This is a genomic window from Streptomyces sp. NPDC096311, from assembly GCF_044763085.1.
Classification (GTDB): Bacteria; Actinomycetota; Actinomycetes; order Streptomycetales; family Streptomycetaceae; genus Streptomyces.
On the sequence record NZ_JBIWFN010000003.1, the window covers coordinates 604,736 to 617,645 of the forward strand.

The 12,910-nt window shown below is 69.3% G+C and carries 12 protein-coding genes; 8 read left to right on the forward strand and 4 right to left on the reverse strand.

The features are described 5' to 3' along the window. Positions 1–99: 99 nt before the first annotated feature. The 3 genes from ACIRA5_RS11045 to ACIRA5_RS11055 all read left to right on the forward strand — a co-directional run bounded on the left by ACIRA5_RS11045 (position 100) and on the right by ACIRA5_RS11055 (position 4,113). The gene (locus tag ACIRA5_RS11045; RefSeq protein WP_352044032.1) at positions 100–921 is read left to right on the forward strand and encodes a class I SAM-dependent methyltransferase; all 822 of its coding nucleotides are present in this window, start codon (positions 100–102) and stop codon (positions 919–921) included. 401 nt (positions 922–1,322) lie between these two features. Further along, positions 1,323–2,411 (forward strand): NlpC/P60 family protein, encoded by a 1,089-nt coding sequence (locus ACIRA5_RS11050; RefSeq protein ID WP_403689545.1) that lies wholly within the window; start codon positions 1,323–1,325, stop codon positions 2,409–2,411. A 367-nt stretch (positions 2,412–2,778) separates the two neighbouring features. After that, the gene (locus tag ACIRA5_RS11055) at positions 2,779–4,113 is read left to right on the forward strand and encodes a PP2C family protein-serine/threonine phosphatase (RefSeq protein ID WP_403689546.1); all 1,335 of its coding nucleotides are present in this window, start codon (positions 2,779–2,781) and stop codon (positions 4,111–4,113) included. 174 nt (positions 4,114–4,287) lie between these two features. Here the strand turns inward: ACIRA5_RS11055 and ACIRA5_RS11060 are convergent, their stop codons facing one another. The 3 genes from ACIRA5_RS11060 to ACIRA5_RS11070 form a co-directional block, all read right to left on the reverse strand. Beyond that, complete coding sequence (locus ACIRA5_RS11060) at positions 4,288–4,623, reverse strand: DUF2516 family protein (protein ID WP_075026970.1); 336 nt, start codon at positions 4,621–4,623, stop codon at positions 4,288–4,290. Positions 4,624–4,787: 164 nt separating this feature from the next. Next, entirely contained in the window at positions 4,788–5,381 is a 594-nt protein-coding gene (locus ACIRA5_RS11065; RefSeq protein ID WP_403689548.1) for a hypothetical protein, read from the reverse strand. A 99-nt stretch (positions 5,382–5,480) separates the two neighbouring features. Then, the gene (locus ACIRA5_RS11070) at positions 5,481–5,996 is read right to left on the reverse strand and encodes a helix-turn-helix domain-containing protein (protein WP_403689550.1); all 516 of its coding nucleotides are present in this window, start codon (positions 5,994–5,996) and stop codon (positions 5,481–5,483) included. A gap of 263 nt (positions 5,997–6,259) precedes the next feature. Here ACIRA5_RS11070 and ACIRA5_RS11075 point away from each other — a divergent pair, with 263 nt between their 5' ends. Genes ACIRA5_RS11075 through ACIRA5_RS11090 form a run of 4 tightly spaced genes read left to right on the forward strand, consistent with a single transcriptional unit; the run spans position 6,260 to position 11,007 of the window. Further along, positions 6,260–7,036, forward strand: a complete 777-nt coding sequence (locus tag ACIRA5_RS11075; RefSeq protein WP_403689552.1) for a TnsA-like heteromeric transposase endonuclease subunit — start codon at positions 6,260–6,262, stop codon at positions 7,034–7,036. Further along, positions 7,002–9,086 carry a Mu transposase C-terminal domain-containing protein gene (locus ACIRA5_RS11080; RefSeq protein ID WP_403689555.1) on the forward strand — a complete coding sequence of 695 codons (2,085 nt, stop codon included), beginning with the start codon at positions 7,002–7,004 and terminating at the stop codon, positions 9,084–9,086. The genes ACIRA5_RS11075 and ACIRA5_RS11080 overlap by 35 nt, the downstream gene beginning before the upstream one ends. Continuing rightward, on the forward strand, positions 9,077–10,123 hold the full coding sequence (locus ACIRA5_RS11085; RefSeq protein WP_403689557.1) for a TniB family NTP-binding protein: 1,047 nt from the start codon (positions 9,077–9,079) through the stop codon (positions 10,121–10,123). The genes ACIRA5_RS11080 and ACIRA5_RS11085 overlap by 10 nt, the downstream gene beginning before the upstream one ends. Further along, positions 10,120–11,007 (forward strand): hypothetical protein, encoded by an 888-nt coding sequence (locus tag ACIRA5_RS11090; RefSeq protein ID WP_403689559.1) that lies wholly within the window; start codon positions 10,120–10,122, stop codon positions 11,005–11,007. The genes ACIRA5_RS11085 and ACIRA5_RS11090 overlap by 4 nt, the downstream gene beginning before the upstream one ends. Before the next feature lie 23 nt (positions 11,008–11,030). On the opposite strand, the gene ACIRA5_RS11095 is transcribed toward ACIRA5_RS11090, so the two are convergent. Continuing rightward, positions 11,031–11,864 (reverse strand): SDR family oxidoreductase, encoded by an 834-nt coding sequence (locus ACIRA5_RS11095; protein WP_403689562.1) that lies wholly within the window; start codon positions 11,862–11,864, stop codon positions 11,031–11,033. 318 nt (positions 11,865–12,182) lie between these two features. Between ACIRA5_RS11095 and ACIRA5_RS11100 the strand changes: the two genes are divergently transcribed. Continuing rightward, the gene (locus ACIRA5_RS11100) at positions 12,183–12,674 is read left to right on the forward strand and encodes a hypothetical protein (protein ID WP_403689563.1); all 492 of its coding nucleotides are present in this window, start codon (positions 12,183–12,185) and stop codon (positions 12,672–12,674) included. Positions 12,675–12,910: the final 236 nt, after the last annotated feature.

Consider the following 12,910-nt stretch of genomic DNA (forward strand, 5'->3'; position numbering starts at 1 on the left):
GCGGCTCTCTTCCCTTCTTTTCCACAGGTTGGCGGAGGGTCGCCGGAGGTTATCCACAGGCCCACACGGGCTTCCTCCCGGCCGCCTACTCTCGTACGCATGACAACCCGCGCCGCGTCCCGCCCCGTGGGTACGGTGACGCGCGGGACCACCAACCCCAACCGACTGCGCCGCATGGACCGCTGGATCGCGGCCACGCACGGCGCCGAGCTGCGCAGAAGCGCCGACCCGGTGGCGGTCGACCTCGGATACGGGGCGGCTCCCTGGACCGCGGTCGAGCTGCTGACCCGCCTGCGCACGGCCGCCCCCCGCACCCGCGTGGTGGGCGTGGAGATCGAGCCGGCGAGGGTCGCGGCGGCCCGGCCGTACGAGCGCGAGGGACTCGTCTTCCGGCACGGCGGCTTCGAGGTCCCGGTGCAGGGCAGCCCCTCGCTCATCCGCGCGGCGAACGTACTGCGCCAGTACGACGAGGAGCAGGTCGCCGAGGTCTGGCAGCGTCTGTGCGCACGCCTAGCACCGGCGGGCCCCGGCTCCCGGGGCGGGCTGCTCGTCGAGGGCACCTGCGACGAGATCGGCCGCCGGCACGTCTGGGTCGCCCTGGGCCCCGAGGGCCCGCGCACGGTCACCTTCGCCACCCGCCTGGGCTCCCTGGACCGCCCGTCCGACCTCGCCGAGCGCCTGCCCAAGGCGCTGATCCACCGCAACATCCCGGGCGAGCCCGTGCACGCGTTCCTCCGCGACTTCGACCGCGCCTGGGCCGCAGCCGCGCCGTACGCCTCGTACGGCGCGCGGCAGCGCTGGATACGCACGGTCGGCGACCTGACGGCGGACTGGCCGGTCACGGACGGGATATCCCGTCGGCGCCAGGGCGAAGTCACGGTGCGCTGGGAGGCGTTGGCCCCCCGCGGGACCTTCGCGTAAGCGCGGGGCGCGGGGGTGCCGGACAGGCGTGCGACGTCTGGATGACGCACGGGCGTCAAGCGCCGCACAGACATCGGACACCCGGGCGAGGCACGGGCGTTGAAGGCTGGGGTGCGACGAACCGGGACGCACGGGTGTGCGAGACCGGAGTGCCGCGCGGGCGGCTGACGCCGGGGGTCGCGCGGGCGTGCTTCGTCGGTGGAGGGGTGGCCACCGCACGCCCGTGAGCTGCACGGAACGAACTGCGTGACTGACTCGTCACACAGGCGGGGAGATCGTTTCACGGAGGCGGGCCGGGGGGAAGGGAGTTCTTGCCCACCTCTGTCGCATTGCGCGCCGACATGGCACGATCCCCAGGCGTCCGTAAGTTACTGACGGTAAATCAGTTTGGGGGCGGAGCAATGGGATCCGGCAAGCGGAGCCTGACCACGGCGGCCATGGTTCTGGCCTGCGCCTGCGCGGTGCTGTCAGCACCGGGTGTGGCGCACGCGAGCCCGACACCAGCGCCCACGCGCACACCGACACCGACACCGACTCCGACAACCCCGCCGGCCGGCAAGGACCTCGAGGCGATCCGCGAGAAGCTGGACGCTCTCTACCACGACGCGGCGGTCGCCACGGACGCGTACAACGCCGCCGAGGAGAGGGCCAAGCAGCAGTCGGCCGAGATCATCGACCTGGCCCGCGAGATCGTCAAGGGCCAGGACAAGCTGGACGAGTTGAAGGACCGCGCCGGCGCCGCGGCCCGGGCGCAGTACCGGGGCGGCGGACTGCCGCCGGAGATGCGGCTGTGGCTGAGCGACAACCCCCAGCAGTACCTGGACGGCGCGGGGCGGGTGCTCCAGGGCGAGCACGCGACCAAGGGGCTGCTCGCCGAGATGACCCGCACACAGCAGGACTTGGAGCAGTACGCGAAGGACGCCTCCGCGCAGTGGCAGAAGCTGGAGACCAACCGCCAGGCCAAGGCCACGGCGCAGAAGGAGATCAAGAAGCAGATCGCCGCCGCCGAGAAGCTGGAGTCCCAGCTCGAGAAGAAGGAGAAGGAACGGCTGGCGAAGCTCGAGGAGGAGGCCGCGTACAAGGCGCAGACGGCCTGGCTGAGTTCCGGCGTCCTCGCCGAGATCAGCGGCAAGGCGTCCGAGCAGGGCAAGAAGGCGGTGAAGTTCGCCACCGGCCAGATCGGCAAGCCGTACGAGTGGGGCGCCGAGGGCCCGGGCTCGTACGACTGCTCGGGGCTGACCTCACAGGCCTGGGCCGCCGCCGGTCACGGCATTCCGCGCACCTCGCAGGAGCAGTGGAAGCAGCTTCCCCATGTCGACGTCAAGGACATGCGCCCCGGTGACTTGATCATCTACTTCGACGACGCCAGCCATGTCGCGATGTACATCGGCGACGGCGCGATCGTGCACGCACCGCGGCCGGGCCGGACGGTGACGATCACGGGGGCCGGGTCCATGCCGATACTGGGGATCGTACGGCCGGACGCGTGACGGGACGGGGCGGGGCGGGACGTAGGGAGCCGGGGCGGATCGGGCCGACGATCGTCGTACGGCTTCGGCCCGGGTGACCAAACCGCCATCAACCCCGAAAAAGCGTGCCGCCTCTCGTGATGCACCGCACGTGACCCACCCCACGGTTGTACATACCCCTCAACCCCGCGGACGTGACGTTCGTCATTCCAGGCACCACCGCATCCTGTCCAAGTGCGGTACAGGATGCGGCATATGACGGTGGCCGCCTGCCGGACGCCGCGACGCACACCATTCCGTTGCGGCGTCCGCTACCGCTATGGTCCCCGTCGGTGGGTCGAGGACCTTCGCCCCACCACGCCCTCGGGGGAGGGAAGGAACCCACACGATGCCCGTACCCATACCGCGGCAGAGAGCGATCCCGGCCGCGGAGAGCGGTCAGGCTCAAGGCGCGTTCTCACCCGGCAGCCCATCCGGAGAAGCGACCGGCGGCCAGGCCGGGGCAGTACCGGCGCCCCATGCCGCCACGACCCCGGTCGACAGCACCACCAACCTGACCCTGCTGGTCATCGAGGACGACCCGGCGGGTTCGCTCAGCGTGCCCGAGATGCTCGACGCGGCCGGCAAGCCGATCCGCATCCGCACCGCCCGCAACCTCACCGAGGCCGAGCGGCTGCTCACCGACGACGTCCACTGCATCCTGCTCGACCTCGCGCTGCCCGCCCCCGGCCGGGCGGCCACCGCGAGCGACGACGAGCTGACCACGCTCAAGCACGTGCTGCGGCTCGCGCCCCGGCACGCCGTCCTCGCGCTCACCGCCTCCGGTGACGCCGAGCGCGGCGCGGAGGCGGTGCGCGTCGGCGCCCAGGACTATCTGTTCCGCGACGAACTGGACGGACGGCTGCTGAGCCGCGCGATCCGGTACGCGGTGGAGCGGAAACGTTCCGACAAGGCCGAGCGCCGACTCACCGAGTCCAGGCTGCGCGCCCAGGAGAACGCCCGCCTGGAGCGCGGCCTGCTGCCGACCCCTCTCCTGGAGGGCTCCTCGCTCCGCTTCGCCGCGCGCTACCGCCCAGGACGCTCCCGCGCCCTGCTCGGCGGCGACTTCTACGACACGGTCCGTACGCCCGACGGCACGGTGCACGCCATGATCGGCGATGTCTGCGGGCACGGGCCCGACGAGGCCGCGCTCGGCGTGGAGCTGCGCATCGCCTGGCGGGCACTGACGTTCGCGGGCCTGTGCGGCGACGAACTCCTGTCCACCCTCCAGCAGGTCCTGGAGCACGAGCGCGAGAACGACGAGATCTTCGCGACGCTGTGCACGGTGGACATCGCGCCGGACGGGCGCCGCGCCGGGCTCTGCCTGGCGGGCCACCCGTCCCCGCTGATCTCCCGCCCCGGCCGGCCCGCCGAGCTACTGCCGTACGAGAACGGCGGCCCGGCGCTCGGCCTGCTGCCCGGTGCCCGCTGGCCGCGCCGGCAGGTGGAGCTGGGCGGCGAGTGGAGTCTGATGCTCTACACCGACGGCCTGATCGAGGGTCACATCGGCGAGGGCAAGGAGCGGCTGGGCCAGGACGGCATGGTGGACCTGGTACGCCGCCGGCTCGCCGAGGGCCTGGCGGGCGAGGAACTGCTGCGCGCGACGGTGAACGAGGTCAGGGACCTCAACGGCGGAGAGCTGACGGACGACGTGGCGGTACTCCTGCTGGACCGGACGCCGTGACCGCCGTACGGTCATTTACGGTCATGCCGTAACCGCCGTGCGGCCGCGTGACGGTCACGCCGTAACCGCCGTACAACCGCGTGACGGTCGGGCCTGCCCGACGGCCCGGCCCGCGTAACCCTCAGGCCCGCAGGACTGACCGCCGGTGGTCGACTTGAATGTGACCGCCGGGGGTCAGCGGCCTCCGTTGTAGGGGCCGTACGGGCCGTCGCTGCTGCTTCCGCCGCGGCCCCGGCCACCGCCGGAGACCTGACGGAGCGCGGGGCGTACGTCCACGAAGAAGACGATCGTGGCGACCAGCCCAGCGATCTGCAGGAAGATGATCGGGACCAGCAGGTTCACGGCCACCGTGATGCCCAGGATGATCAGCCAGAACATCTTGTTCTGCTTGTCGGCCGCGCGGTACGCGTCTTCGCGGGCCACCGCTGCCATCACCAGTGCCACCACGGCGAGCACCAGCATGGCGAGGAAGATCAGCGACAAGAAGCCGCCGAATGCCGTCAACAGCACTATGCCCACCGCCCGAGTCGATTCATCTCTACGGCCACCGTACCCGCAGAACGGGCCGGGAACTCTGAGAGTGCCCGGCCCGTCGTGCTAACCCTTCGTCCGGACCTTTCGGCCGGATCTTCCCTCCGGACCTTTCGGCCTGAGACGAGGAGTCCCGTCGTCTGCTACTTCACGGGCGGCGTCGTCTTCTTGGTCGTCGTGACCTTGCGAGCCGGGGCCTTCTTCGCCACGGGCTTCTTGGCCGGAGAGGGCACGGCGGCGGCCGCGGCCGGCTTCTCCTCGGACCTGACCTCGACCGGCTCGGCCTTCGGCTCGACGGCGATGGCCAGTTCCTCGATCTCCTCGGCGGCCTCGCCACGCCAGGTCTTCACGGTCTGCTCGCCGTGCTCGGCGACCTTCTCGTACGTCTCCTTGGCCTTCACGGCGTACTCGGCGGCGACGCCGACACCGCGCAGGGCGAGGTCCTGGGCGGACTCACCGAGCTTCTTCAGGTCGGTGTCGAGAGTGCTGATGAACTCCGTCACCTTGGCCTGGATGGTCTCCTGCGCTTCCTTCGCGCGGGTGGCGGCCTTCTCCTGGACGGTGTTCGCGTCGATGTTCTTCACGGTCTCGATCCGCGCCGGGGCCTCGGTGCGGATCTGCTCCACGAGGCCGGGGACCTTCTTCGCCTGCTGGACGGCCAGGTCGGCGGTGCCGGCCAGGAAGTACAGCGGGGTGGGGTCCGTGGCGGCCTTGCGGATGTCGTCGGTGATGGCCATGGTGATGGTCCTCCGGTCGCTTTCAGCTGAGGGTTTTGGTGTTCCGCGGCAAGACCGGCAGGCCCGCGTGGGGGCCGGCGGCGCTGCACGTCGTTGTCGTCAACTGGCGGTCTGCTGCGGATCGGCATCGCTGCCGTCGGCCGTGCGGGGGCCCCGGACGGCGGTGTCCGGCGCTTGCTGGGTGCCCGATATGTGCTCTGCCATGCCCTGCGCCATGTCCTGGGTCACGCTCTGGGCCATGCCCTGGGCCAGGTCCGGCGTGATCTCGAATCCGTTCTCCTTGCGGAAGGACTCATAGATCTGGAGCAGCACCTGCTTCTGCCGCTCGTTCAGCGTGGGATCGGCGAGGATGACGGCACGTGTCTCCACCTCGTCCCGGTCCCGCTCCGCGTCGAGGATGCCTGCTCGCACGTACAGCGTCTCGGCGGAGATCCGCAGCGCCTTCGCGACCTGCTGCAGCACCTCCGCGCTCGGCTTGCGCAGCCCGCGCTCGATCTGGCTCAGATACGGGTTGGACACCCCGGCGGCGTCGGCGAGCTGTCGCAGCGACAGCTGCGCGTTGCGCCGCTGCTCGCGCAGGTACTCACCGAGATTGCCGACGTTGAGTGATGCCATGACTCCACCTTGCCGCACCTCCGCTAACAATTGCAAGCACCCGCTTGCAAAAGTGCGCTGCGCCACGAAGAGGGTGCCTGTGACTCGCAGCGATAACTGACCTGTCTCGCTGAAGGCGGGCCAATCTCGGTCTATCCGAGCCATCGGGCTGTGTGTCTCGGTCAACCTTGGCCATCTGCTGTTGTGTCTCGCTCTTTCTGAGCCGCTGCCACGCCTGGCTGTCTACGGTCGTCGTACATGTCAGCGCCGGGTGGGGGTGTCTGGTGGAGGCTGAGGACTTCCGGCTGGAGTACGTCGACGCTCGCGGTGATCTGCATGCGGGGCCGCTTGAGGTGATGTGGCCGACGCGTTTCGAGGTGGCCGGGCAGGTGCGGACGTTCCCGTCGTACCGGGGTCAGCGCAATTTTCCCGGCTGGTACTGGGCTGCCACGTGTGCCGAGTTGGTGGGTTACGAGTCGTGGGTGGAACTCGGTCAGCTGATGCGGCTGGACTGTGATCCGGGTGTGGTGGCGATGGCGTCGCAGCCGTTCCGGCTCTCGTGGCGGTCCGGTGGCCGGGCTCGGCGGACCAGCCATACCCCGGACTACTTCGTGCGCCGCCGGGACGGCACCGGTGTGGTGCTGGACGTGCGTCCCGACGACCGGATCGAGCCCGGGGACGCGGTGAAGTTCGAGGTCACGGCGGCGGCCTGCGCACGGGTGGGCTGGGGTTTCGAGCGGGTGGGTGTGCTCGATCCGGTGCTGGCGGCGAATCTGCGCTGGTTGTCGGGCTACCGGCATCCGCGGGTGCGGCGGGAGCCGGTGGCGGCGGAACTGCGGGCGGCCTTCGTCCGGCCCCGGGGTCTGTGGGCGGGGGTCTGTGCGGTGGGTGACCCGATCGCCGTGCTGCCGGTGCTCTTCCATCTGATCTGGCGCCGGGAGCTGGCGGTGGATCTGGGGGCCGGTCTGCTGTCGGCGGCTACGCAGGTTCGCCCGATGTCTGTGGTCGTGGAGGAGGTGGGTGGGGATGCCGGCGCGTCCGCGGCTGCTGTCGCTGGGTGACAGGGTCCGCTACGACGGGCGGGAGCATACGGTTGCCGCCCTGCACGGCACGTCGGTGCGGCTGGTCGATGATGCCCAGGCCGCCAGCGTCGTGCTGCTGGGGCATCTGCTGGCGTCGGAGGGTTTCGCCGTACTCAGCACTTCGCTGAGCCGCCCGCCGCTGCCGGAGGCCGGGGTGCTGGAGGGGCTGCCGGAGGAAGCGGCACAGCGGGCTGAGTGGTGGCGGCGGCATCTGACCGAGCTTCTTACCGGCCGCCCGGACGGCAATACCGATGTCCCGGTGCGGGCCGAGTACGACCCGACGGTGCACTCTCTGCGGCAGCGGGAGCTGACCAAGGTGGCCGAACTGCGGGGCTGCGGTGAGGCGGTGGGGCTGAGCACGCTGCGCCGGATGCGGTCCCGTTTCGAGAACGAAGGGGTGGCGGGCCTGGTGGACGGCAGGCTGCGCAAGCCCGCCACCGGCACGGGCCGGGCCGATCCCCGGGTGGTGGAAGCGATCGCGAAGGTCGCGGGCAGCCGGACGGACGAGCCGACCGTCTCCGCGCAGGTGCTGCGACGCCGCGTCGAACGTCTCCTGGTCACCGAGCACGGTCCCGGAGTGGTCCGGATGCCGTCCAGGGCGGCGTTCTACCGTCTGCTGGAGGCGGTCTCGACCGGACAGCATCTGTTCGGTTCGGCTCGCACCCGCCGTTCGCTGGGCAAGCAGCCGAAGCGGATGTTCGGGCAGCTGACGGCGGCCCGGCCCGGCGAGGTGATGGAGATCGACTCCACGCCGCTGGACGTCATGGTCATCCATGATGACGGGACGGTGGACCGCTGCGAACTGACCGGGCTGATCGATCTGGCCACCCGGACGCTGGCCGCGGTGGTGCTGCGGCCGTCGACGAAGGCGGTCGATGCCGCGCTGCTGCTGGCCCGCGCCATGACACCGGAACCGGTGCGGCCCGGCTGGTCCGACGCTCTGCGCATGTCCCGGTCGGTGCTGCCCTATGCCTCCTTGCTTTCGCTGGACGAGCGGCTGGACAAGGCCGCCGCGGTCCCGGTGATCGTTCCGGAGACGGTGGTCAGCGACCACGGCAAGGCGTTCGTCTCGGACAACTTCCGCAATGCCTGCCGTCATCTGGGGGTCTCGTTCCAGCCCGCGCACCCGGACACCCCGACCGACAGGCCGCATATCGAGCGGACTTTGGGCTCGGTGTCGACGATGTTCGCCCAGTACGTGGCCGGCTACACGGGACGCAGTGCCGAGATGCGGGGCAAGGACCCGTCCGCGCAGGCGGCCTGGTCCATCCACGAGCTCCAGGAACTTCTTCAGGAGTGGATCGTCGTCTGGCAGGCCAGGCCGCACGACGGGCTGCGCGATCCGCTGATGCCGGGCCAGCCGCTGAGCCCGAACGAGAAGTACGCCGCGCTGGTGTCGGCGGCCGGATACGTCCCCGTCGCGCTCAGCCCGGACGAATACATCCAGCTGATGCCCCGTGAATGGCGGGTCATCGGCCACAGCGGGGTGCGGATCAACAACCGTACTTACGACGCCCCAGGACTCACGCCTTTCCGGCGTCAGCACTCGGGGGCAGGCCCGGACGGCAAGCTCTGGGAAGTCCACTACGACCCCTACGACATCTCCTGCGTCTGGGTACGCAACCACCACGGCACGGGCTGGATCACCGCCACCTGGCGCCACCTGCGCACGTCTCCTGTCCCGATGGGCGAGCTGGTCTTCGACCGGGCCCACCAGATCCTGACCGAACGCGGTCAGCGCAAGCCGGACGAGGAGGCCGTCGCACAGGTGGCGGCAGAGCTGCTGGACCGGGCCGCGGACGGACCCGGTCACGAGCCTGGCCGCCGGGCGGCGGGCAGGGACCGGCCGGCCCGGCGACGCGACCGAAAGGTCGCTGCCCGCACCCGGGCCACCAGCGAACCCACCTGGCCCCGGCCGGCGCCCGCGCCGGAGCCGGAACCGGCGGAGGACGAGGAGGCCGACGAACTCGCCGACGTCGTCCCGCTGGAGATCTTCGATGCGCGCAAGGAGGCCGCGAAGTGGTGGTGAACGCCGTGGAGCCGGGCGGGGATGAGACCGGTCTGCCGGATGACCGGACCGATCCCTCCACCCGGCTGGAGGGCTGGCGGCGGTTCGTGGAAGCCGATCCGGCTGTCTTCGACCTGCTGCCCGATCCGCAGTGGCAGGCACTGACCCCGCAACCGCGGAAGACCTACGACGAGGCCCGGATCGCCTATCACTCCGAGCTGCAGGTCGTGCGCACGTCCACGGTCAAGGAGATCGCGCATCAGGGGCGGCTGCTGACCCTGCTCAACCAGCGTGAACACGGCGCCCGTCGCGGGATGATCGTCTCCGGCCAGTGGACGACCGGGAAGACCACGGCGCTGAAACAGCTCGGCCGCACCCACGAACTGCGCATCCAGCAGCGGTATCCGGGCAGCGACCGCATCCCAGTCGTCTACATCACCGCCCCGCCCAAAGGCTCCCCGCGCAAACTCGCCCTGGAGTTCGCCCGGTTCCTGGGCCTGCCCGTGATCAACCCGCGGCACAACACCATCGATGTCACCAGCGCCGTCTGTCAGGTGATGATCGAGGCACGCACGGACCTGGTCCTGGTCGACGAAATACACCTGCTCAATCACGCGACCACCGCAGGCGAGGACCTCTCCGATCACCTGAAGTACTTCACCGAGCACCTGCCGGCGACCTTCGTCTATGCCGGGATCAATGTCGAGAAGTCCGGGCTGTTCACCGGGATCCGCGGCAAGCAGCTCGGGGGCCGTTGCATCCTCGTCCGCACCGGTGCTTTCCCCCGCAACACCGAGTGGAAGGCCCTGATCGCCTCGCTGGAGAGCACCCTTCGCCTGCACCGTCACACGCCCGACACCCTGGCCGGTCTGTCGAAATACCTGCACCAGCGAACCGGCGGCATGATCGGGAGCCTCTCCCACCTGATCCGAGCCGCGGCGATCTCCGCCATCCTCGACGGCAGCGAGCGCATCACCAAAGCCTCCCTGCGAAATATCCGTATCGACCACAACAGCGAGTCGGACTCCCCGCCCGACGCAGGCAGGGAAGCGGGGTGAACAGGCCCTTCGAGGCCGTCGTCTTCCGTCCGCTGCCGCGTCCGCTCAAGCCCTTCCCCCAGGAGACCGAAGCCTCGTTCCTGGACCGCCTCGCCACCGCCAACGCGATGCCCGTCCAACGCCTTCAGCGGCCTTCCCACTGGCTGGAATCCCGCCTGGATCCAGTCGGCCGGCTCAGTGTCCTCAGCGGACAGCCCCGGACCTCGATCCAGTACGCGATCCCCCGCTGGGAGCGACAGGCGTGGAACATCCCGCAAGGTCCCTTCGCCGTGACTCCCCGCTGGGCGTGCCGGCGCTGTGTCGCCCGCAGGACCGGCGCCGCCGGCCAAGGCGTCATGGTCTGGATGTCGAAACTCCACGACCAGGTCTGCATCCCGCATCGTCTCTGGATCGGCCGGGCCGTCGAAGCCCCCGCCAACCAGCTCGACCTCACTGACCTGCCGGAGATCGTCGCCGCCCAGAAGCGTCACTACCGGCTCCTTCGCCGCTACGGCCCCGACGTGGTCAACGTCTGCTACGAACAGACCTCCCGCTTCTGGACCACCCTCATGCAACACGGCTACCGGATCAGCGACCTCACGCGGCGGCTCGTCCGGCTCCAGCCCCGTCCTGCCCGCACCGTCCGGCCATGGGACCCCAAGCGCTACGCGGCGATCTATCCCGAGATCGTCAAAGCCATGGTGTTCTACGCAGCCCCGCACTGGCGCGGCCTGGCACTCTCCGGCGCTGACGAGGACTTCTGGGCCTTCCACGCAGAATTCATCCGGCGACTCCCCAACGAAAGCTCCCTCCGCACCACCGCCAAGCCGTGGTTCATCCACCAACTCCGCATGATCGCGCACACCATTCAGGACGCCGCTGACAGAACGCCCTCGCCGGTCTGAACAACAGCAGTGAGGATGCGGTCTCAGCGGAAGGCTGCACCATTTTCCGACGCCCAGTGCTGGAACGATCTTGCTGCGGACCCGGTGACTCGCCTAACGGTGTCGCGCACCTTCAGCAATTCGTCATTGACGTCCCCGCCCATCAAGTCGAGGACGGCATCCGCGGTCTCGTCTCCCATGAAGGAAGCCATCTGCTGGTGGGCTTCCTCCCGGCTGATCTCAATGAGGTCCACTTCCCGCCCCAACGCTGCAGCGATGGCCGCGACCTGCCGTCGGACCGTGATGCACTCCGGCCCGGTCAGTGCATACGTCTGCCCCCGATGGCCCGGCTCGGTCAGCGCCGCACGGGCCACCGCCGCGATGTCCGCAGGGTGGATGGTCGGGAGACCGATGTCCGCATACGGTGCTCGGACCACGCCCTGATCCCGAATCGACTGCGCCCACCACAGGGTGTTCGAGGCGAACTGCGTCGGCCGCAGAACGGTCCACGCCATGCCGCTGTCCTTGAGTAACCGCTCAACAGCCAGGTTCTCGCCGGCCGCAGGCAGATGCGGATGAGTCTGCACCGTGATCGACGACACGAGCACCACATGCTCCACGCCTGCCTGCCGGGCAGCTGCCAGGACCTCCGCTTCCCCACCCATACCCGACAACAGGAACAGGCAGCGCGCTCCCTCCAGCGCGGCCTTCAGGGAATCCGCCCGCGCGAGATCGCCCTCAACGGCTTCGATCCCTTCAGCGAACGAGGCCCGTCCCGCATCACGAGTCAGACCTCGCACTGGTGCGGCACCCGCCAGGCGCAACTCCCTCAGCAGAGCACTTCCAATGTTCCCGGTCGCGCCGGTCACAAGGATCATCGCCATCTCTTCCTGTCGTCAGCCGGTGATCACGTCCACGGAACGCTAAAACCTCAACCTCGCTTGGGGTCAAGGCGTCAACCCCACTGCCTCAGGTTGATCGAGACGAGCTCGGCACCGGCGTCTCAGTCAACCTGAGCCACCGCAGGCCACCGCCTCTCGGTGGCTCAGGCCAACTGAGACAGGACAATAACTGTCACTTCGCAGGGATTTCTGTCACCAGTCGCCCGTAGTCGCCGAGCGGTAATCCCCCAGGCCCTGGCTGTGTGAGCCACTAGGTTGGGGTGCGTGGAGACGCGGGGGCAGAGGTATCGGTATGTGGGTCCGGCTGAGCTGAAGGAGCTCGTCCGGGCGGGTGGTGAGGGGTGGAGCATCCGCTCGGCGGCGGATTTCGGCGAGTGGGTCTCGGCGCTGACCCTGGACGAGTTGGCCGAGCCGTTCACGTTCGTCGTCGATGGCGGCGGGGTGCTGCGACTGGCTCCGCGCCGCAGTGAGCACGTGGTGTGTGCTGGCGGCGGAGAGGTCCTGAGCGCCGGTGAGATGAGCTTCCGCGAGGAGTCCGGGCGGTGGGTGGTCGAGGACGTCAGCAACCAGTCGACCGGCTACTGCCCGGACATCAGCTCATGGCCCGCCGTGGCCGAGGCTCTGGATCGGATCGGGATCCATCGACCGCCCGGATTCACGCACGAGGTCGTCTTTCGCCGATGCCACTCCTGTCGGGAGCTCAACATCGTGCGGGAGGAGGACTTCGTATGCGTCTTCTGCGGCGAGGATCTGCCTCAGGAGTGGAACGTCGGTGAGCCCGGGTGACTGGTCAGACAGCGAAGATCGCATCGCCTTGCGAGTGCGGCAGCATGGCGGTGCGGCAGGTGAACCAGTTCATCCTTCGCGATGAGTTGTGGTGGGATTCGGAGTTCTCTTGCGGGTCCTGTGGCACGTACCTGTGCGAACACGCTGGTCCGGGACCAGCACCTGATGATGTTCGGGTGGCTCTCCTCGCGGCGCATGGGTCCGTCAGACTGCGGCTGGTCGGTTCGGTTCCCAGT